The sequence below is a fragment of the Bradyrhizobium sp. Ken64 genome (assembly GCF_055807555.1).
In genome coordinates, this window is the sequence record NZ_JBVVPA010000004.1 from 385,752 (window position 1) to 406,471 (window position 20,720).

The window sequence follows — 20,720 nt, forward strand, 5'->3', positions numbered from 1 at the left end:
ACAAATTTCGGTCACGGCAATTGATTACCTCCGGTGCCCGGAGCAAATCCATCCCGGCCCGACCATCGGCGGGCCGATTTAAGCTTCTCAGGCGACCAAGTTGCGTACCGATGCCTCCTCCTTCATTATCCCGGCCATTGGGGTTCACCCTGTTTCGGCACGTGCCCGTTCGAGCGGCGTCCATATGCTCCGTGTTTATTGCCGACCTCCTGCTTTCGCCTGAGTAGTCGCGTGGTCAGGCTGGGTTTCATCATTGGCTTCATTGCTCTGCTCGGAGCCCTGCTCTCCGGGCTTGCGGCTTATCGCGTCCACGACCAGGAGCTGGCGCTGGACCGGATCGCGCTGGCACGCGCGATCGACGTCCATGCAAGCCTGGTCCAGGACCGGCTCACCGAGCGCGAACTGCTCGCGCGGGTTGCCTCCGGGCTGTTCCGGGCGCCGTCGGTGCTCAAGCCCAACATGCTCGAGCCGCTGCGCTCGGCCATCTACGCCTTCAAGACCGATTTCGTGGTGGCGGGCTGGATCGCCCGACTGAAGCCGAACGAGCTTGCCGCAGCGCAGGCCGCCATCGCGAGCGCCGGCTTCCCCAATCCGCGAATCCGCAGCTATGACGACAAGCCGATCGATCCGGCAGGTGTCACCCAGCCGATCGACGTGCTGATGGATCTCGAGCCGCGAAGCAACGAGACCAAGGGGCTGCCCGGCCGCAGTTACGACCAGGATCAGGTGCGCGGCGCCATGCTGGCGCGCGCCAGAGTGGAGAAGAGGTCGGTTGCCTCAGAACCGGTTGCCCTCCTGCGTAGCGGCGGGCCGATCGGCATCATTGTGGCCGCTCCCGTCATCCCAGAGGGCGCAACGGAGCCGGCGGGCTTCATCACATTTTCCTACGAGCTCTCTTCCCTGATGCTGACCAACGACGACATGTCGTTGTTCGCGGTCGCGCTGAAGGATCCGCGCCGGGAGGGTGGCGAGCTCGTCGCCAACGATCAAGGCGTGGTCTCGGCCCGCACGACGGCGGCGGATGGGCCGGCGCCGTCGGCGACGCGCACGGTGAGCTTCGGTGGTCGCGACTGGCAGCTCGGCTATTACGCCAAGACCAATTCGGCGCGCCGCGCCGAGCAGACTGCGATTATCGTGGCGGCGATCGGCCTTGCGATCACCGCGATGGTGTGCGGCTTGTTCGGCTATGTCGCCTACAACAATTTGCGGCTCAGCCGAGAAATCCAGGTCAGAATCGGTTTCGAGCGCCGGCTGACGGCTGTCATCGACGAGCTCAACCACCGGGTCAAAAACATCCTGGCGGTGATCCAGTCGATCGTGACCCGCACGCTGCGCCATGGCTCCGACATCGATGTCGCGCGCGAGCTCCTGATCGGCCGCATTCACGCCATGTCCAACGTCGTCTCGCTGCTGAGCGAGAGCCAGTGGCAGGGTGTCAAGCTGAAGGGCCTGTTCGAGGCGCGCGCCATCCCGCATGCCGACCGCATCGCCGTCACCGGCCCTGATATCGCAGTCAGCGCGCGCGCGGCGCAGAGCCTGTCGCTGCTGTTCTTCGAGCTCGCCTCGCACTCCGACGAGGGCCTGTCGCTGGTCGGCAAGCATCCGCACATCACTGCCAATTGGACGGTGACGAACGAGGGGGCCGGCGAGGTCTTCTATTTCCGCTGGGAGGAGTTCAACACCAGCGAAGCGACGCGCCGCCCCGATTCCGACTTCGGCCTGATCCTGCTCGACCGCGTCGCGCCCGAGGCGCTCGGCGGCACCGCCAAGCGCTATTTCACCGACGTCTCCTATGTCTACGAGCTGACCGCGCCGATGGAGACGGTCGAGGACATGACCGAGCGCGACCGCACCGACAAGCTGTCAGCACCGATCCGGCCGGCGCGGTAATTCCAGGCTAGCTCGTCGGCCGCAGCACGAGGTCAACCAGAGTCCGCGCGTAGGCCGGCGTGATCGGCGCGATGCCGAAGACGTAGCGGTAGAACAGGCTGCCATAGATCGCGTCGTAGAGATCCTGCGGCGGTGCTTCCGCCAGAATGCTGCCGTCGCTCTGGCCTGCGGCGATCATCTCGATCAGCGCGTCACGGCGGAATTGCAGGTAGCGGGCGTAGAACAGCTCCGCCGAGCCGGTCTTGGAGATGCATTCGGAGATGACGGCGAGCTGGACCTTGCCGAACTCGCCCTGGAGGGCTTCGGCATAGGCGGCGGCATGGCGGCGTGCGCGCGCGGCGGGGCTGCCCGAGCTTGCAGGCGGCAGCGGCAGCATCTGCGCGGCATGGTGAAGAAAGGCGTCGATCAGCAAGGCTTCGCGGGACGGCCACCATTTGTAGATCGTCATCTTGGAGACGCTGGAGTGGCGCGCGATCGCGTCGATGGTGGTGGCGGCAAGGCCGGTGGTGGCCATCAACGCATAGGCGCTTTGGAGGATGGCGTTGGTGGTCTCGATCGACCTTGGCCGGCCGCGCCGGGGCGCGGTGTCGGCTCCCTCACCCCCGCCATTCGCCATCACCACGCCGGCCTCCTCGCGCAATCCGCTGCCGCTCCGCATAGCCCAGCCGTGATGGCGGGCCTAGCGGAATCGGAAGGTGCCGGGCTAGGCCTGTTGCCGCAAGGCCGCGGGCAGGTCCTGCCGCTTCGACCAGGCGATGTAATATGCGACCGCGGCCATCGCCGCGAAGCCGGCCAGACTCACGGCGATCTGCATCACCACCAGATTGGCGCCGGTGATCAGGATGAGATGGCCGGCGAGGGACAGCAATACGCCGACGCAGAACACCGCGAGCCATTCCTCGCCGCATCGGATGACCGCCCGTAGCGATCTCCATTGCAGGCCGGGATGATCGGCCGGGACGAGATGTGTCGCGATGAAAGCGAGCGCGAGGAAGTGGACCACGCGATACGGTGCGAGGTTTTCCTTGTCGGTCGGCGTGATGTTGTCGAGCACGATGTCCGGCAGGTAGGCGGCAAGCGCCGGCGAGTGGCGCATCAGCGTGATCGCCATCCCGAATACGAGATAGGCGCCTGCAAGCACGCGCAGCCAGGACAGGCCGTGCAGCGCGCGGCCCGACGCTCCGGTCACGGCGAACCAGCCGCCCAGCACCATCAGCATCTGCCAGCAGAATGGGTTGAAGGTCCACTCCTGGTCCGGATAGACATGGAAATTCCAGTCGAACCAGCGCGCCGCGACGTACAGCGCGACCGATGCCGCAAGCGTCAGGTTCGGCCGCCGCAACAGCCCCCACAGCGCGAACGGAAAGAAGGCCATCAGCGGGATCATCAGCTGCAACAGATCGAGATTCAGCGGCTCCTCCTGGAGCACGAGGCCACGCACCAGGATGCGCAGCGGGTGCTCGAGAATTCCCGATATGTTGTATTCGTGGATGATTTCGGGCGCCTTGGATTGCGAGGCGACATAGGCGATGGTGTCGATATAGATCACGAACAGGACGACATAGGCGGCGTAGAGCCGCCACATGCGCTGGAAGATGCGCGTCGCCGCGACGACGTAACCGCGCTCCAGGGCGATCTTGCCGTGAATGATGGCCATGCCATAGCCGGCCACGAATACGAACAAGTCTGCGGCGCCGCTGAAGCCGAAGTTGCGCAGCGTCAGCAAATTGACGACGTTGTTCGGGATGTGGTCGACGAAAACCGACCAGTTGGCGATGCCAAGCGTCAAATAGAGCCGGGGGTCGTGATGGAATGCGGCGAGGTTCGCCTGGACGGACGGTTTCATCGAAAAATGACTTTTGGAATCAGGGGCGCTGCTTTTAGCGGCAACCGCCTGCCTATCCGAGTAGCGTTTGCGTGAGTGGGGGACATTCGCGCCGGGCGACGGAAATTTGGCGCGGCGCCGCCAGCGTCGAATTCCGAAAGATTGCGCTTGCGGGACCTACGACGAAATATTCTAACGCGCGCTAGCCGCTACTCGGCAGGTTCAGCCGAGACCTCGTCGGGTGCGCCGGCGCGGCTCGCCATGATTCCGAGGGCGACGCCGCCGATCGCCAGGATCGGCAACAGCCGCTTAATCCCGACGGCGCGAACGATCTGGAGTCCGGTGGCGAGCAGCATGGGATCCGCGAGCATGCTCGAGGCCGCCGACTTCGTGGCGCGCTCGGCCGCGATATGAGCTTGCTTGCGCAACTGCCGTTTGTAGACCCAATAGCTCACCGCCGCGGCCAAGGTCAGCAGAAAGAAAACGCCTGCACCGGCAAGGCAGGCCTGCACCGGACCATATTTGTTGAGCACCGAGATGAATGCCGCCGCGCACAGGAAGCACGTGGTGATGAACAGTGCGAACGCCGCGCCTGCTGCCAGCGAGGTCAGCCGCACAGTGGTGCCGGTGGATGCGCTGATCCCGTCGATGATGCGCTGAAACATGGCGTTGCTCCTCAAATCCCCACAAGCCGGCACCGGCGGCGCCGCTGCGCCACCGTCTCGATACAAGTTCGCGACCTCAGCGGCGCCAGGCCGCGCCGATAAGGAAGCCGATGCCGAGCGCGAGCCCGACGGTCGCGAGCGGCCGCTGGCTGATCGCGTCCTCCAGCGTCTCCTCGATCGAGCCGTAGGCCTCCTGTGCCGCGCCCATCATCGCGCTACCGCGCTCCGACATGTCGTCGATCGCGGAATCCACGTTTTCGCGCGCTTGGCGATAGCCGCGGCGGGCCTGCTTGCCGGACGAGTTGGCAAAAGTATTGAGCGCGTCAGTGATCTGATCGGTGAGGGCGGCGATATCGCTTTTCACGGCTGCTACATCCTTCTCGAGGCGTTCTCGGGTGGCTTTGTCGGTCCAGTCTCTCATCCCGGCTTCGGCATTGGTGGTGGACATCAGGGGCTCCGAGCTGTTGACGGTTGAGACAGCCGGGAAACGTTTCGTCGTCGGGTAAGTTCCGTTCACGGAAACCGGTCAGTCCTGCGGGAGCTGCGGCGAATCCTGCGGCAACAGATGCTCCTTCAGGATCAGGGCGACGATCAGCAGCGGCGACGACAGGAACGCGCCCATCGGGCCCCACAGCCAGGTCCAGAACGCCAGCGCCAGCAGCACCGCGAGCGCATTGAGCGCCAGCCGCCGGCCGATGATGGTCGGCGTGACGAAATGTCCCTCCAGGAAGGTGATGCCGCCAAAGGCGAGCGCCGCCATCAGGCCGCCGCTGACGGTCGGGAAGGTGACCAGTCCCACCACGACCAGAATGGCGAACATGGCCACCGGTCCGATGATCGGAATGAAATTGAGGGTGGCCGCGAGCGCGCCGAGGCCAGCCGGATTGGGCATTCCGGTGAGCGCGCAGACGATGCCGGCGGCGACGCCGACGCCGACATTGATCAGGGTCACGGTCAAGAGATAGTTGCCGAGATGGACCTCGATCTCATTGAGGATGCGAAGCGTGCGCAGCCGTGCCTCATGATCGCTGAAGGTCATGATCATTGCCCGTCGCAGGTCCCGCCAGCTGGCGATGAACAGGATCAGGGTGACGAAGAACAGCAGAAATTCGGTAAAGGTCGGTGACAGGAATTCGATCGTCGGCTGCACCCAATCGAATTTCGGCATCTGGAAACTCGGCAAACCCTCCGAGCCGCCGAGCATCAACTGCAGCTCTCGCCACAGCGCCAGCGGCCGGTCGAACACGTGGACCTTGTCTTTCAACTGCGCGCCGAGTTCGGGCAGGCGCGAACTCCATTCCATCGCCGGCGAGGCAATCAGCGCGACGATGAAGCCGACTACGGCGGTCACCGCGAACACGATCAGCGCGGCGGCGAGGCTCCGCGGCACTTTCCGTTTCTCCAGGAAGGTCGCTGCCGGCGAGAGCATCGTGCCCGTGACGAACGCCATCACCACAGGCAGAAAGAACGCCTTTCCGACATAGAGCACCGCGACGATTGCGATGAGGAGCAGTCCGGCGAGCGAGAAGGCGACGAGCTCGGTGCGGCGGATCACCGGCGGGAGTTCGCCGTGGCTCTCGGGAAGCGGAGTGCCTTCGCCGTTGCCGGAAGTCATACGTTCACTGGGAAGGACGCGCACAATACCTCTCCGGCACGGAGTCTTCGGTCCTCGCGCCCATGATCAGGAGAGAACGTCAAAGCGCCCTGCGGGTTCCATCGCGGCTTCGTGAAGAAGCGCTCTCTTGACTGTGACGTGGCTGCTGCATCGCGCCGCGGAACTTGTGGCGGTTCGACCGCGTTGATCAAACCAGCGCATCACCCTGATGCAGGCATCCAACGGGGCAGCACATGACGAAGTTCTCTCCAGTCCGACGCCGCTTATCGCCGCGCCGCATCACCGCTTTCGCGTTCGCAACCGCTTTGCTGGCGGTGCCGTTCGGCGCCGCGAGCGCACAGACGCTGGGCTACACCTATTCGCAGGACCAGGCCTACCCGCAGGACCAAGGCTATTCGCAGGGTTATGCGAGCCAAGGCTATGCGAACCAGGGCTATGCGAACCAAGACTATGCAAGCCAGAGCGCGCAGGCGCCCGACGAGGATGCCGCGCTGCCCGATCGCCTGCGGAAGCGGATTGTCAGTTTCGACCGGAGCGAGCCGGCCGGTACCATCGTCATCGATACCAACAATACTTATCTTTACTACGTGCTCGGCCAGGGCCGCGCGATCCGTTATGGCGTCGGCGTCGGGCGCGAAGGTTTCACCTGGTCGGGCGTGCAGAGCGTCAGCCGCAAGGCGGAGTGGCCGGACTGGCATCCGCCGGCTGAGATGATTGCGCGCCAGCCCTATCTGCCTCGCTTCGTCGCAGGCGGCCCCGGCAATCCGCTCGGCGCGCGTGCGATGTATCTCGGGTCGAGCGAATACCGCATCCATGGCACCAATGATCCCAGCACGATCGGCAAGTTCGTCTCGTCCGGCTGCATCCGCATGACCAACGAGGACGTCACCGACCTGTTCGGACGTGTCAATGTCGGCGCCAAGGTGGTCGTACTGCCGAAGAACGCGCCGCTGATGGCGAAAGGCGGCGATTCCGTGCGCAAGCGCCCGGCAGTGACGGCGCTGCCCTCGGGCCGGCAGGCGCTGAACATTTCGAATTCGGCCGTGAACTAAGGGTCGAGCGAGGTCACATGAAGAGACGTTCGATCGGCAAACTCGCCGGTGGCGCGGCGGCATTCGTCGCCGTTGCCTCCTTCGGCCTCGCGCTGACGCCATCGGCCCATGCGGAGGACTTTTTCTCGGCGCTATTCGGCGGCTTCCGCGGGCGGGCGGCGCCCGAGATCCGCATGCCGTTCCAGACAGACGACACGCCGCGCTATGACACGCCGCGCCAGCGGGCCTCCTATGGCGGTGGCACGGCCTATTGTGTGCGCGGCTGCGACGGACGTTATTTCCCGGCGCAGGGAAATGATTCCGAGAGCAAGGCGCAATCCTGCAAGAGCTTCTGCCCGGCCTCGGAGACCTCGCTGGTCTATGGCGGCAACATCGACGACGCGACGACGGACAAGGGGAAATCCTATTCCGACCTGCCGAACGCCTTCCGGTACCGCAACGAGATCGTGGCGGGCTGCACCTGCAACGGCAAGGATCCGGTCGGGCTCGCCCAGGTCAAGATCGACGACGATCCCACCTTGCGCAAGGGCGACATCGTCGCGGGCGCCGACGGTCTGGTGGTCGCCAGCCGCAATGCCAATGACCGCCGCGGCGTCGCGATGAATTTCTCGCCGCTGCCGGATTCGGTGCGCGCAAGATTCCGCCAAGTGCCGGTGGTGGCGAAGGAGTAGCCCTCAACGTCGTCCTGGCGAAGGCCAGGACCCATTACCCCAAATGCCGATGTGGGCCCGCACCGCTAACCACCAGCCTGCCTATTGCGGACGGCGGTGGTTATGGGTCCTGGCTTTCGCCAGGACGACATCGAGGCCTGTGTGGCTCTAGATACCTACCCTACGCCGCGCGGATCTTGCCGAGGAAGTCGCTGACCTCATGGCCGAGCTGGCGGCTCTGGCTCTCCAGCATCTCGGAGGCATGCTTCACGTTGTCGGCGGCGGCGGCCGCAGCGTCAGCATCGGATTTGACGCCGGTGATGTTGTCCGAGACGTTCCTGGTGCCCTGCGCCGCAAACTGGGTGCTGCGGGTGATCTCTTGCGTGGCCGCACCCTGCTCCTGCACGGCGGCAGCGATTGCGGTCGCGACCTCGTTCACTTCGCCGATGATGCCGCCGATGGTCTGGATCGCGCTGATGGCGTCGCCCGCGACCTTCTGGATATCGGCGATCTGCTCGGAGATCTCCTCGGTCGCCTTGGCCGTCTGGCTCGCCAGCGACTTCACCTCCGAGGCGACCACGGCAAAGCCGCGCCCCGCTTCGCCGGCGCGGGCCGCCTCGATCGTGGCGTTGAGCGCGAGCAAATTGGTCTGCTGCGCAATGGTGTTGATCAGGCCGACGACCTCGCCGATGCGGCCGGCCGACTTCTGAAGTCCCTGCACCGTGCCGTCGGTGTCGCGCGCCTGGGTCACGGCGCGGCTGGCGATGCCCGCGGCATGCGCGGCCTGCTGGCTGATGTCGTTGATCGAGGCGCTGAGCTCTTCGGCAGCGGCGGCGACGCTGTCGACGCTCATGGAGGCGTCATTGGAGGCCTTGCCCGCGACCTGCACGCGGTCGTTGGTCTGCCGCGACACCGCGGAGAGATCGCCCGAGGTCTTGCGCATCTCGCCGGAGGCTTCGCTCAATTCGCCGAGCGTCTTGCGCACCGCGCCCTCGAACTCGCCGACATAGGTCTCGACCGCGCGCTGGCGCGCGGAGGCGCCCGCATTGCGTTCGCGCTCCTGTGCCTCGATCTTGAGCTTCTCGTTGGCCTGCTCCTTGAACGTCTCCAGCGCGCCGGCAAGCGCGCCGATTTCGTCGCTGCGGTCGAGATAACCGCTGTCGACGGCAAGGTCGCCGCCGGCGACCTTCAGCATGGCGTCCCGAATGGTATTGAGCGGAGTGATGACGCGGCGGCTGACCAGCATGATCGCGCCGACGGCAAGCCCCACGGCGAGCGCCAGCAGCGTCAGTTGCACGAACAGTGCGCGCTCTGCGGCGCCGCGCTGCTCCTGGGTGTGGATCTTGGCAGCATCGAGCGCACCTTCTGCTACTGCGACCGCGCTCGCCATGCGGCCGACCGTGACCGGGCTCCATTGGTTCGCCGTCATCTCGGGCTTCTCACCCTTGACCAGCGCGTCGGCGAGACGGTCGCGCAAGGCCAGATATTGCGGCTCGAAATAGGAGGTCTTGGCGGAGGCCATCGCGGAGGCGAGCCCCGCCGGCAACTGCATGCCGGACGTCGACAACTCCAGCGCCTTCCACATTGCGCTCGTGCCGCCGACATATTGGGTATAGGCGTAGCGGCCTTCCGGCGTGATTTTGCCGGCGGCAAGCCCGGTCGAGACGATCAGCGACGCCTCGCCTGCGGTGTTGCGGAGCAGCCAGGCGTTCTGCTTGATCGACAGGAGCTGGTCGATCGTGGCGTCCAGGTGATTGACCGTGGCGGCCAACGTGTTCGAGAGCTTGTCGAGCGTGTCGAGCAGGCCCTGCGTCGTCTCCATGTATTCCTTGGGCAGGCCGGCGCGGCGCTGGTCCTTCGGCTTGGCCACATCCTCCCAGAACTGCTTCTGCTCTTCGGTCAACAATTTGAACAGACGCGCGAGCTCCGGTACCAGGGTGCCCGACTGTGGGAAGTCCATACTGGGCAGCAGCTCGAGCGCGCGCGCCATGGCGGGCATTTGGGCATCGCGCAAGGCGCGCAGGTATTTTTCGATCTCGCCGTCCATCGGCTCGGTCGCGTTCAGGAGGCGGTTGGTCGTCGAGCGGTCGGTGCGCAGATTGTGCATCGCCTTGAACAGATCGGCGGACGTGACGGCGATCTGCGAGATGCGGTTGGCGGTCTTCAGGCGATCCCAGGACTCGTAGGCGGTGAGCGAGAGTGCGATCACCACGCAAACCGACGTGATCGCGATCACCGCCTTCAGCAGCGCGGATACGGTCAGACGATTCAGCATCGAAGTCCCCCAATTCCCATGACAAAGTTCGTGAAATCGCCCCGGGCAACATCGGAAAAGAGGGGCACGCAAGACCAGGCAATCGCATGCCGTTTGTGGCTCAGGGCCCAAACGGTGACTGCATCTGAAAGGAAAAGGGTAAAGTTTTAGGCAGGCCGACTGACGGTAGAAGTACGGAATTACTAGAAGTTGCAGAGGGTTGCATCAATGGAACCGGCACGGGAGTTGTGCGTTGAGAGAGCGTCCGCAACTGGCCTAAAAGGGGGGTCCTAGCAATGTTGGTCGGCGTCCTCGTCACCTTTCTCGTCGTCATTCTCGTACTTTACCTCATCAACATGCTGCCGATGGACGGCCGCGCCAAGCAGATCGCGCGCGTTGTCGTCATCATCATCGGTATCGTGTCGCTGCTGAAATATTTGGCAGTGTTCTAGCCGGGCTACTGCTCCAACAAAAAAGCCCCGGCGTGAGCCGGGGCTTTTGGTGCTCGCTTATTCGGGCCTATCCCGCCGCCTTCGCCTCGCGGCGGCGGGCGGTGAGGATGTATTCGGTGTAGCCGTTGGGCTGCTCGCGTCCCTTGAAGATGAGGTCGCTCGCCGCCTTGAAGGCTGTGCCGTCGAAGGCGGGCGCCATCGGCTTGTAGACGGGATCGCCGGCGTTCTGCTTGTCGACCACGACCGCCATGCGCTTGAGCGATTCCATCACCTGCGCTTCGGTGATGACGCCCTGGTGCAGCCAGTTGGCGAGGTGCTGGCTCGAAATGCGCAAGGTGGCACGGTCTTCCATCAGACCGACGTCGTGGATGTCAGGCACTTTGGAGCAGCCGACGCCCTGGTCGATCCAGCGTACGACATAGCCCAGAATGCCCTGGCAGTTGTTGTCGATCTCCTGCTTGACGTCGTCGGGCGCCCAGTTCGACTTCGACACCGGGATGGTGAGGATGTCTTCGAGCTTTGCGCGCGGGCCGCCCTTGGCGAGCTCCTGCTGGCGCGCGGTGACGTTGACCTGGTGGTAGTGCAGCGCGTGCAGCGTCGCGGCCGTCGGCGAAGGCACCCAGGCGGTGGTGGCGCCGGCCTGCGGATGGGCGAGCTTCTGGGCCAGCATGTCCGCCATCTTGTCCGGCGCGGCCCACATGCCCTTGCCGATCTGGGCATGGCCGGGCAGGCCACAGGTCAGGCCCATATCGACGTTCCAGTCCTCATAGGACTTGATCCAGGGCTGCGCCTTCATCTCGTTCTTGCGGATCATCGGACCCGCCTCCATCGACGTGTGGATCTCGTCGCCGGTGCGGTCGAGGAAGCCGGTGTTGATGAACATGATGCGCTTGGAGGCGCGCTGGATGCAGGCCTTGAGATTGACGGTGGTGCGCCGCTCCTCGTCCATGATGCCGACCTTGAGCGTGTTCTCGGGCAGCGACAACATCTTCTCGACGCGGTCGAAGATCTCGCAGGTCAGCGACACCTCGTCGGGGCCGTGCATCTTGGGCTTGACGATATAGGCCGAGCCGGTGCGGCTGTTCTTGACCTTGGAGTTGCCTTTCAAGTCGTGCACGGCAAGAAGCCCGGAGACGGCGGCGTCGAGCAAGCCTTCCGGAATCTCCTCGCCCTTGTCGTCCAGCACCGCGTCGGTGAACATGTGGTGACCGCAATTGCGCATCAGGAGCAGGCTGCGGCCGTGCAGCTTGACCTCGCCCTTGCCGTCAGGCGTCTTGTAGCTGCGATCGGCATTGAGCGAGCGCGTCAGCGTCTTGCCGCCCTTCTCGAAATCGGCCGACAGCGTGCCGTTCATCAGGCCGAGCGTGTTGCGATAGACCAGCACCTTGTCCTCGGCGTCGACCGCCGCGACCGAGTCTTCCATGTCGAGAATGGTTGAGACCGCGGACTCCATGACCATGTCCGCGACGCCGGCCGGATCGTCCTTGCCGATCGCGCTGGTGCGGTCGATCTTCAGCTCGACATGCAGGCCGTTGTTGGCGAGCAGCACCGCGCTCGGTGCGGCCGCATCGCCCTGGAAGCCTGCGAATTGGGCGGCGTTCTTCAGCGCGGTGGCATTGCCGCTCTTCAGCTTCACCGCGAGCTGGCCCGCGACCACGCTATAGGCGGTGACGTCGGTGTGGCTGCCGGTCGCCAGCGGCACCGCGGCATCGAGGAACGCTTTTGCCTTGGCGATGACCTTGTCGCCGCGCGCCTTGTTGTAGCCCTTGCCGCTCTCGGACGGATCGTGGGGGATCGCGTCGGTGCCGTAGAAGGCGTCATAGAGCGAGCCCCAGCGCGCATTCGCCGCGTTCAGCGCATAGCGTGCGTTGGTCAGGGGCACGACCAGCTGCGGGCCGCAGATCTTGCCGATCTCCTCGTCCACATTGGCGGTCTCGACCTTCTGCGTCGCCGGCTCAGGGACGAGATAGCCGATCTCCTTCAGGAAGGCGGTATAGGCATTGAGGTCGAACGCCTTGCCCTTGTTGGCGCGGTGCCAGTCGTCGATCTTGGTCTGCAGCGTGTCGCGCTCCGCCAGCAGCGCGCGGTTCTTCGGCCCCAACTCCTTGGTGATGGCGGCGAGCCCGGCCCAGAACGCATCCGGCGCGATTCCCGTCTTCGGGGCCGCTTCCTTGGCGATGAAATCGAACAGGACGGGAGCGATCTTCAATCCGTGGGCATCGACGCGTTTCATGATGGGCTTTCTCGTTGGAAATGGCTGTTTTTGGCTGCTTTTGACCCGACAGCAGCAAAATGCGCCCATAAGGGGCGGCTTTCAGGGTCTTATTAGCCCCAAAATCGGGGCCGTGAGAAGGCCCCCAAAAGTTGTCAAAATGTCAAGGCGGTGGGGCAGGCCGGCGAGGAAGGCACCTAGGCGTCAAATGCCAAAGCAATGAGCGTGATCTCTCCCCGGCGTCGTCCCGGCGAAGGCCGTTACCCATAACCACAGGGAGAAATTTGACAAAGATTAGTAGTCCGGGATTCGCACCCCATCCCCACCGACAGATCGCGCGGTATGGGTCCCGGCCTTCGCCGGGACGACTCCGATGATGTGGCGCGATAATCGGCGCCGTCAAATATTCGCGGCGAGGTCCACGACTTCGTCGAACAGCACGCCGGTCGTCTTGAGCATCTGTTCAATCTCGTCCGCCGCCTCGGCGACCGTCCGCGTCGAGGTGTCGATCACGAGCTCGGCTGCTTGCGGCGTCTCGTAGTTGTTGAGGATACCGGTGAACGACGCGAGCGTGCCGGCGCGGGCCTTTTTGTAGTGGCCCTTGGGGTCGCGCTCCTCGCAAATTTCCGCCGGCGTCGCGACGTGGATCTCGCGGAACGAAGTGTCGGCGATGCGGCGCGCGGTGGCGCGGTCCTCGCGGGCGGGCGAGACCGCAGCGACAATGGCGATGTGGCCGTTACGGGCGAGATGTGTCGCGACTTCGGCGAGACGGCGGATGTTCTCGCTGCGATCGGCGGCGGAGAAGCCGAGATCGCTGTTGAGCCCGGCGCGCAGCGTGTCGCCGTCGAGCAGGATCGGTGAGCCGCCATTGCTGAACAGCCGCCGCTCCAGCGCTTTTGCGAGAGTCGACTTGCCGGAGGCGGGGAGGCCAGTGAGCCAGACCACGGCGCCGTTGTGACGATAGCGCGCGGAGCGTTCGTCGGGCCGCAGCGCGGATTCCACCGGCACGATGTCGACGGGCACGGCGCGCTGGCCGGCATCGACCGACAGCACCAGACCGCCGCCGGCGATGCGCCCGGACACCTCGATCACGAGACGGCCGGTGCGCGGATTTTCCGTGTAGGGATCGGTGGCAATCGGATTCGAAAGGGAAATGTCGATCTCGCCGACATGGTTGCGGCCGATCGCCTTGTTCTCGACGCTCGACAGCTCGCCCGGATCGACCGCCTTCTCGATCGCGACGACAGTGGCACGGCTTTCCTTCGGTCCGCAGCGAACCAGGAGCTGGTCGCCCTTGGCCAGCGGCTTGTCGTGCAGCCAGAAGATCCGCGCGCGCAGCCGTCGCGTCTCGCGCGGCGCGCGCTTGGTATGCGCGATGATATCGCCGCGTTCGAGGAACAATTCGCGGTCGAGCGTGATGCCGACCGAGCGGCCAGCACCCTGTCGGCCCGCGACCGGCGTCACCGGCCAGCTCTCGACCGTCTTGATCCTGGCGATCTTGCCGGCCGGCATGATCACGATTTCGTCGCCGGCGATGAGGCTGCCGGATTCGATCCGGCCCGCAACGATGCGGCGATCATCAAATTTGTAGATCGCTTGCACCGGCAAGCGCAGCGCCAGCGCTTCCAGCGGCCGCGCCGGTTCGAGCCTGTCAAGCGCCTCGACCACGGTCGGACCCTTGTACCAGCCGATGCGGTCGGTGCGCTCGGCGACGCCGTCGCCGTCGCGGGCGGAAATCGGAATCACGGCCGTGGGCTTCACGCCGAGGCCTTGCAGATGCGCCGAGATCTCGTCGCTGATCTCCTTGAAGCGCTCGGCGGAGAAGTCGACGCGGTCCATCTTGTTGACGACGACCGCGACCTGCTTCACGCCGAGCAGATGCAGGAGATAGCCGTGCCGCCTTGTCTGGTCGCGCACGCCTTCGAGCGCGTCGATGATCAGCACCGCGCCGTCGGCCTGCGAGGCGCCGGTGATCATGTTGCGCAGGAATTCGGCGTGGCCCGGTGCGTCGATCAGCACGATGTCGCGCGAATTGGTGCGGAAGCGGATCTGCGTGGTGTCGATGGTGATGCCCTGGTCGCGCTCGGTCTGAAGCGCGTCGAGCAGGAACGACCATTCGAACGGCATGCCGCGCCGCGCGCTGACGGCCTTGAGCATCTCGAGCTTGCCGTCGGGCAGGCTGCCGGTCTCGTGCAAGAGGCGGCCGACCAGCGTCGACTTGCCGTGATCGACATGGCCGACAATGACGATGCGGACCTGCGGTCGCGTCGTGCCATTTGGCATCGACGTGGTGCCGTTCGGAGTGGCGGGCGAAGCGGGGGTGACGATCATGTTCATACGACGCTCGCGTCCTTGATCAGAGATAGCCGGCGACACGCAGGCGCTCGAATGCATCCTCGGTCTCGTGGTCGAGCGCGCGGCCGGAACGTTCCGGCACCCTGGTCTGCTCGAGCTCGATCAGGATCTCGTCGATCGTCGACGCGTTTGAGGCGACCGGATTGGTGATGTCCTGATCGCCCAGCGAGCGATAGCGCTTGCCGTTTTGCGACAGATACAACGGGATGATCGGGATGTTTTCGCGCTTGGTGTAGGCCCAGATATCGGACTCGGTCCAATGCAGGATCGGATGGATGCGCAAATGCGCGCCTTGCGGCGGCGAGGCGTTGAAGTGATCCCAGAATTCCGGCGGCTGGTCGCGCACGTCCCAATTGCCTTCGAGCCCGCGTGGCGAGAACACGCGCTCCTTGGCACGCGTCGCCTCCTCGTCGCGGCGGATGCCGGCGATCAGGCCGTCAAAACCGTATTTGCCGAGTGCCATCTTGAGGCCCTCGGTCTTGCGCGCCGCGGAACGGGCAGCCGGCGGCAGCGTTGGGTCGACGGCATCAATCGGCGGACAGGGCTCGACGCGCAGATCGAGATCCCATTCCTTCCCGTAGTGATCGCGGAAGCGATACATCTCCGGAAACTTCTTGCCGGTGTCGACATGGAGGGCCGGGAACGGCAGACGGCCGAAGAACGCCTTGCGCGCCAGCCAGATCATGACGTTGGAGTCCTTGCCGAGCGACCACAGCAGGGCGATCTTCTTGAGGCGGCCGAAGGCTTCGCGGAAGATATAGATGCTCTGGGCCTCGAGTTGGTCGAGATGGTCCATGCTCGGGGCAAGGTCGGCAGAAAATTCTTGCGTGCGCGTGCGCTCGACCGCGGCCGGGTTGCCCAACCCGACAGCACTGGAATTGTCCTTGAGAAGATGCATCTCTGCCACTTTGCGTTTGAAGGCGAAAATTCTATAGTTGCGGTACAAGAGAGAAGAAAAAATTTTCTCTTTGCGCGCTCGAAACGACACATATATAGAAAATAATTCCAGTCAACCCCGGATCTGGGGGGAGCGAGTATCGTATGCGGTTCTTGCCGGTGTTCCTCGATCTCAAGGCCGGTCCGGTGGTCCTCATCGGCGTGGGTGAGCTTCTGCGCGCCAAGCTGCGCGTGCTCGCTGCGGCCGGTGCACGCATTCGCGTGCATGCGATCGACGGCAATCAGGACTTGGGTTTGAGCTCCGGGGATGCGGCGCGTATCGACATCGCGGCCGTCGATCCGCTCACCGCCGATCTCTCGGGAATCATCGCGGTCGTTTGCGCCGGCGCAGGCGACGTCGGCGTGGCGATGTCGGCCCGTGCCAAGGCGCTCGGCCTGCCCGTCAACGTCATGGACGATCTCGAGCATTCGAGCTTCATCTTCCCGGCGATCGTCGATCGCGGCGATGTCGTCGTCGCCGTCGGCACTGGCGGCACGTCGCCGGTGGTGGCGCGGCGCGTGCGCGAGAAGATCGAGGCACTGCTGCCGGCGCGCATCGGCGAGCTCGCCGAGTTCATCGGCGGCTTCCGCAAATCCATCAACGAACGTATTGCCGAGTTTCCGCTCCGCCGCCGCTTCTGGGAGCGCGTCATCGACGGTCCGATCGGCGCCGCCGTTCTGGCCGGCCGCAAAGGCGAGGCGGACGCAGCGCTCAAGGCGATTTCCGATCCATCCGCGTTCGCGCGCGCCGACAAGCCGGAAGGCTCGGTCGCGCTGGTTGGCGCCGGTCCGGGGGATCCGGATTTGCTCACCATCAAGGCGCTGCGCGCGCTCCAGGACGCCGACATCGTCTTCCATGACGAACTGGTCTCGCCTGAAGTTCTCGACCGCATCCGCCGTGACACCACGCGCGTGCCGGTCGGCCGTCGCGTCGGCAAGCCCGGCATCGGGCAGGACGCCATCAACACGCGCATGATCGAGGCCGCGCAATCCGGCCAGCGTGTGGTGCGGCTGAAGGGCGGCGATCCCTTCGTGTTCGGCCGCGGCGGCGAAGAAGTCGAAGCGTTGCGTGCCGCCGGCGTTGCCTATTCGATCATTCCCGGCATCACCGCAGGGCTCGGCGGTGCCGCCGATTTCGAGGTGCCGCTCACCTATCGGAACGAAGCGACCCGCATCACCTTCCTCACCGCGCACAAGGCGCGCGACGCGGAAGTCGTGGACTGGTCGACGCTGACCGACGCCAGGATGACCGTCGTGGTCTACATGGGCATGACGGCTGCGCCGGCCATACGCGCCGGCCTCTTGGCCGCCGGTCGTTCGCCGGAGACGCCGGTCGGCGTGTTCGCCCGCGTCACGCGGCTCGATGCGCAAGGCGCGATCGGCACGCTGCGCGACCTGCCTGAGCTGGTCCGCCGGACCAACGGCGGTCCCGCCATTCTCATCATCGGCGATGTGCTCCGGCATGCCGGTTCGCTTCGTCGCCAAACCCCAAAGCAAATCATCTCTGACCTATTGGATGCAGCCGAATGACCTCCCCGCTTGAACAGAAGAAGATCAAGATCGCCGGCCCCTCGGTCGTGACCGCCAACCGCACCTGGGACGGCATCGTGGTTTACCGCACCGCCGCCAAGAGCTGGTCCGCGGACTTGTCGGAAGCCGCGATCGTGCGCAACTCCGACGAGGCGAAAGCGTTGCTTGCGGAGTCCGTGGCCGATGACGTCGGCGCAATCGGTCCCTATATCGCGCCGGTGCAGGTCGGCGCGGACGGCAAGATCGAGCCCGGCAATCTGCGCGAACAGATCCGCCGCACCGGCGTGACCATCGGACAGCCGGTCCAGGTTTAAGGCATTCTCTCATGTACGCTTACGACGAAATCGACCGTACGCTCGTCAACGAGCGCGTCTCGGAATTCCGCGACCAGGTGAAGCGCCGCCTGTCCGGCGAGCTCACCGAGGACGAGTTCAAGATCCTGCGGCTTCAGAACGGCGTCTATCTGCAACTGCACGCCTACATGTTCCGCGTCGCGATCCCCTACGGGACGCTGGCGTCGAACCAGTTGCGCGCGCTCGCCCACGTCGCGCGCAAATACGACCGCGGCTACGGCCATTTCACGACCCGGCAGAACATCCAGTTCAACTGGATCAAGCTTGCCGAGCTGCCGGATGCGCTGGCCGATCTCGCCGAGGTCGGCATCCATGCGATGCAGACCTCCGGCAACAACATGCGCAACGTCACCTCGGACCAGTGGGCCGGCGTCGCGCCCGGCGAGATCGAGGATCCCCGCATCTGGTCGGAGCTGATCCGCCAGCACACCACGCTGCATCCGGAATTCTCGTTCCTGCCGCGCAAGTTCAAGATCGCGATCACCGCGTCGGACCACGACCGCGCCGCGATCAAGATCCACGACATCGGGCTGAAGCTGATCAAGAACGAGAAGGGCGAGACCGGCTTCGAGGTGCTGGTCGGCGGCGGGCTCGGACGCACGCCGTTCATCGGCAAGACCATCAAGCATTTCGTCCACGGCCGCGACATTCTCAGCTATATCGAGGCGATCCTGCGAGTGTATAATCAGTACGGCCGCCGCGACAACATCTACAAGGCGCGCATCAAGATCCTCGTGCACGAGCTCGGCATCGAGAAGTTCTCGCGCGAGGTCGAGGAGGAGTGGCAGCATATCCGCAACTCCTCGCTCCAGATCGACGACGAGGTGGTCGAGGACATCCGCTCGCGCTTCACCTATCCCGCCTACGAGAAGCTGCCGCACATGCCGGACGAGCTACGGCAGGCCGCGGCCGATCCCGATTTCGAGGCATGGCGCAAGAACTCGGTGGCCCCGCACAAGGTCCAGGGCTATTCCATCGTCACGATCTCGCTGAAGCCGATCGGCGCGCCTCCGGGCGATGCCACCGCCGAGCAGATGGATGCGCTTGCCGATCTCGCCGACAGATATTCGTTCGGTGAGATCCGCGTCGGCCACGAGCAGAACCTCGCTTTGCCGCATGTCGCCAAGCGCGACCTGCCGGCGCTGTGGAAGGCGCTCGACAAGCTCGGGCTGGCGACCCCGAACGTCAATCTGATCACCGACATCATCGCCTGCCCGGGTCTCGACTATTGCTCGCTGGCCAATGCGCGCTCGATCCCGATCGCGCAGGAATTGACGCGGCGCTTCGCCAATCACGAGCTGGCCAATCTGATCGGCCGGCTGCACATCAATATCTCCGGCTGCATCAACGCCTGCGGCCATCACCATGTCGGTCACATCGGCATTCTCGGCGTCGAGAAGAACGGTGAGGAGGTCTACCAGATCACCATCGGCGGTCGCGCCGACGAGAGTGCCGCACTCGGCAATCTGATCGGACCCGGCGTCAAGTTCGACGAGGTCGCCGATGTCGTCGAGGACATCGTGGAAGCCTATCTGGCGCTGCGCGAGCGGCCCGAAGAGCTGTTCATGGACACCGTAAAACGCCTCGGCGTCGAACCCTTCAAGGAGCGCGTTTATGCCACTCGTTAACGGCGGAAAGATCGCCGACGACAGCTTCGTCAAGCTCGCCGTCGACACGCCGCTGCCCGAGGGCGGCGACATCCTGGTGCCGGCCGAGCGCTTCGTCGCCGAGGCGGATGCGTTGCTCAAGCGGACCGGCAAGGTCGGTGTGATCTGGCCGAACAATCGCGACATCGCCGAGCTGGTGCCCTATCTCGGCAAGATCGCCGTCGTCGCGCTGGTGTTCCCGACCTTCCGCGACGGACGCGCTTACAGCCAGGCGCGGCTGCTGCGCGAGCGCTACAATTACCGCGGCGAATTGCGTGCGACGGGCCAGATCCTGCGGGACCAGTTCGTGTTCATGCTGCGTGCGGGCTTCGATTCCTTCGACGTCAAGAAGCAGGCTGACGCCGAAGCCTTCATGAAGACCGCGAAGCGCTATTCGGTGTTCTACCAGCCGACCGGTGACGGCCGCATCACGGCGCTGCACCGGCGCATGCAACTGCGTCACTCCCAAGGTGTCGGCACGTGAACGCAATCGCGCCCCCAGTTTCGTCAATCTCCGCCTCTGCGCTGCCCTCGGCGGAGGAGCTCGATCGTGCCTTGCGCGATGCCTCGCCCGCCGAAATCATCGCCGCTGCGCTGAAGGCGGTCGGGCGCGACAAGCTTGCGCTGGTGTCGTCCTTCGGCACGGAATCGGCGACGCTGCTCAAGGTCATGGCGGATGTCGATCCGGCGATCCCGGTGATCTTCCTCGACACCGGCTGGCTGTTCGAGGAGACGCTGGCCTATCGCGATGCGCTGATTGCGATGCTCGGCCTGAAGGATGTCCGCTCGATCACGCCCGCCGAGGAGACGCTGTCGCGCGAAGATCCCGACCGCGACCTCTGGTTCTCCGATCCCGACGCCTGCTGCCGTATCCGCAAGGTCGAGCCGCTGGCGCGGGCGCTGAAGCCGTTCGACGCATGGCTCAACGGCCGCAAGCGCTTCCAGGGCAACTCGCGCGCCGACATCCCGGTGGTCGAGGACGACGGCGCGCGGTTGAAGTTCAATCCCTTCGCCAATGTTTCGCGCGAGGAACTCGAGGCGATCTTCGCCCGCGCCAAATTGCCGCGTCATCCTCTGGTTGCGTCGGGATTTCTGTCGGTTGGGTGTATGCCATGCACGAGCAGAACGACTGAGGGCGAGGATGAGCGTGCGGGTCGCTGGCGCGGCCGGGCCAAGACGGAATGCGGCATCCACACGATGAAGATTTCGTAGCAAAGTTACGCTGCCCGGCTACGAACAAGAAAATCCGGTTCCGTTGACTTAAGCGTGTTTCGACCCGAGTTAT

18 protein-coding genes are annotated in these 20,720 nt (G+C 64.7%); 9 read left to right on the top strand and 9 right to left on the bottom strand.

The genetic code is table 11. The annotated features are described in order from the left end of the window. Nucleotides 1-231 precede the first annotated feature (231 nt). Nucleotides 232-1,890 carry a CHASE domain-containing protein gene (locus AC0L2F_RS09970; RefSeq protein WP_473248252.1) on the top strand — a complete coding sequence of 553 codons (1,659 nt, stop codon included), beginning with the start codon at nucleotides 232-234 and terminating at the stop codon, nucleotides 1,888-1,890. Between the two features lie 7 nt (nucleotides 1,891-1,897). Here AC0L2F_RS09970 and AC0L2F_RS09975 read toward each other — a convergent pair whose 3' ends face one another. The 5 genes from AC0L2F_RS09975 to AC0L2F_RS09995 all read right to left on the bottom strand — a co-directional run bounded on the left by AC0L2F_RS09975 (nucleotide 1,898) and on the right by AC0L2F_RS09995 (nucleotide 6,019). Next, complete coding sequence (locus AC0L2F_RS09975; RefSeq protein WP_473248292.1) at nucleotides 1,898-2,506, bottom strand: TetR/AcrR family transcriptional regulator; 609 nt, start codon at nucleotides 2,504-2,506, stop codon at nucleotides 1,898-1,900. A gap of 87 nt (nucleotides 2,507-2,593) precedes the next feature. Continuing rightward, on the bottom strand, nucleotides 2,594-3,736 hold the full coding sequence (locus AC0L2F_RS09980) for an OpgC domain-containing protein (protein WP_473248253.1): 1,143 nt from the start codon (nucleotides 3,734-3,736) through the stop codon (nucleotides 2,594-2,596). A 188-nt stretch (nucleotides 3,737-3,924) separates the two neighbouring features. Next, nucleotides 3,925-4,380 (bottom strand): hypothetical protein, encoded by a 456-nt coding sequence (locus tag AC0L2F_RS09985; RefSeq protein ID WP_007605433.1) that lies wholly within the window; start codon nucleotides 4,378-4,380, stop codon nucleotides 3,925-3,927. A 76-nt stretch (nucleotides 4,381-4,456) separates the two neighbouring features. Beyond that, nucleotides 4,457-4,828: an ElaB/YgaM/YqjD family protein gene (locus AC0L2F_RS09990; RefSeq protein WP_007599824.1), complete on the bottom strand. Its 372-nt coding sequence runs from the start codon at nucleotides 4,826-4,828 to the stop codon at nucleotides 4,457-4,459. A 78-nt stretch (nucleotides 4,829-4,906) separates the two neighbouring features. Continuing rightward, nucleotides 4,907-6,019 (bottom strand): AI-2E family transporter, encoded by a 1,113-nt coding sequence (locus tag AC0L2F_RS09995; RefSeq protein WP_063994688.1) that lies wholly within the window; start codon nucleotides 6,017-6,019, stop codon nucleotides 4,907-4,909. Between the two features lie 209 nt (nucleotides 6,020-6,228). Between AC0L2F_RS09995 and AC0L2F_RS10000 the strand changes: the two genes are divergently transcribed. Then, nucleotides 6,229-7,047 (top strand): L,D-transpeptidase, encoded by an 819-nt coding sequence (locus tag AC0L2F_RS10000; protein ID WP_473248254.1) that lies wholly within the window; start codon nucleotides 6,229-6,231, stop codon nucleotides 7,045-7,047. A gap of 17 nt (nucleotides 7,048-7,064) precedes the next feature. Continuing rightward, complete coding sequence (locus tag AC0L2F_RS10005; protein ID WP_473248255.1) at nucleotides 7,065-7,718, top strand: DUF2865 domain-containing protein; 654 nt, start codon at nucleotides 7,065-7,067, stop codon at nucleotides 7,716-7,718. 160 nt (nucleotides 7,719-7,878) lie between these two features. Here AC0L2F_RS10005 and AC0L2F_RS10010 read toward each other — a convergent pair whose 3' ends face one another. Then, entirely contained in the window at nucleotides 7,879-9,972 is a 2,094-nt protein-coding gene (locus tag AC0L2F_RS10010; protein WP_063994689.1) for a methyl-accepting chemotaxis protein, read from the bottom strand. Nucleotides 9,973-10,247: 275 nt separating this feature from the next. Here AC0L2F_RS10010 and AC0L2F_RS10015 point away from each other — a divergent pair, with 275 nt between their 5' ends. Further along, nucleotides 10,248-10,403, top strand: a complete 156-nt coding sequence (locus AC0L2F_RS10015) for a Thivi_2564 family membrane protein (RefSeq protein WP_007599832.1) — start codon at nucleotides 10,248-10,250, stop codon at nucleotides 10,401-10,403. A 67-nt stretch (nucleotides 10,404-10,470) separates the two neighbouring features. Here AC0L2F_RS10015 and AC0L2F_RS10020 read toward each other — a convergent pair whose 3' ends face one another. The 3 genes from AC0L2F_RS10020 to cysD all read right to left on the bottom strand — a co-directional run bounded on the left by AC0L2F_RS10020 (nucleotide 10,471) and on the right by cysD (nucleotide 15,766). Then, nucleotides 10,471-12,636 (bottom strand): malate synthase G, encoded by a 2,166-nt coding sequence (locus AC0L2F_RS10020; protein WP_473248256.1) that lies wholly within the window; start codon nucleotides 12,634-12,636, stop codon nucleotides 10,471-10,473. 378 nt (nucleotides 12,637-13,014) lie between these two features. After that, a complete protein-coding gene (gene cysC, locus AC0L2F_RS10025) occupies nucleotides 13,015-14,952 on the bottom strand; it encodes an adenylyl-sulfate kinase (RefSeq protein WP_063994691.1) in 1,938 nt (645 codons plus the stop codon). 19 nt (nucleotides 14,953-14,971) lie between these two features. Continuing rightward, the gene (gene cysD / locus AC0L2F_RS10030; protein ID WP_473248293.1) at nucleotides 14,972-15,766 is read right to left on the bottom strand and encodes a sulfate adenylyltransferase subunit CysD; all 795 of its coding nucleotides are present in this window, start codon (nucleotides 15,764-15,766) and stop codon (nucleotides 14,972-14,974) included. A 245-nt stretch (nucleotides 15,767-16,011) separates the two neighbouring features. Here cysD and cysG point away from each other — a divergent pair, with 245 nt between their 5' ends. Genes cysG through AC0L2F_RS10055 form a run of 5 tightly spaced genes read left to right on the top strand, consistent with a single transcriptional unit; the run spans nucleotide 16,012 to nucleotide 20,647 of the window. Beyond that, nucleotides 16,012-17,436: a siroheme synthase CysG gene (cysG, locus tag AC0L2F_RS10035; RefSeq protein WP_473248257.1), complete on the top strand. Its 1,425-nt coding sequence runs from the start codon at nucleotides 16,012-16,014 to the stop codon at nucleotides 17,434-17,436. Beyond that, nucleotides 17,433-17,750 carry a DUF2849 domain-containing protein gene (locus AC0L2F_RS10040; protein WP_007605455.1) on the top strand — a complete coding sequence of 106 codons (318 nt, stop codon included), beginning with the start codon at nucleotides 17,433-17,435 and terminating at the stop codon, nucleotides 17,748-17,750. Before cysG ends, AC0L2F_RS10040 begins: the two co-directional genes overlap by 4 nt. A gap of 11 nt (nucleotides 17,751-17,761) precedes the next feature. Continuing rightward, nucleotides 17,762-19,417 carry a nitrite/sulfite reductase gene (locus AC0L2F_RS10045; protein WP_063994693.1) on the top strand — a complete coding sequence of 552 codons (1,656 nt, stop codon included), beginning with the start codon at nucleotides 17,762-17,764 and terminating at the stop codon, nucleotides 19,415-19,417. Further along, entirely contained in the window at nucleotides 19,404-19,919 is a 516-nt protein-coding gene (locus AC0L2F_RS10050; protein ID WP_473248258.1) for a DUF934 domain-containing protein, read from the top strand. Before AC0L2F_RS10045 ends, AC0L2F_RS10050 begins: the two co-directional genes overlap by 14 nt. Further along, nucleotides 19,916-20,647, top strand: coding sequence for a phosphoadenylyl-sulfate reductase (locus AC0L2F_RS10055; protein WP_063994695.1), 732 nt, complete (start codon nucleotides 19,916-19,918; stop codon nucleotides 20,645-20,647). Before AC0L2F_RS10050 ends, AC0L2F_RS10055 begins: the two co-directional genes overlap by 4 nt. Nucleotides 20,648-20,720 lie beyond the last annotated feature (73 nt).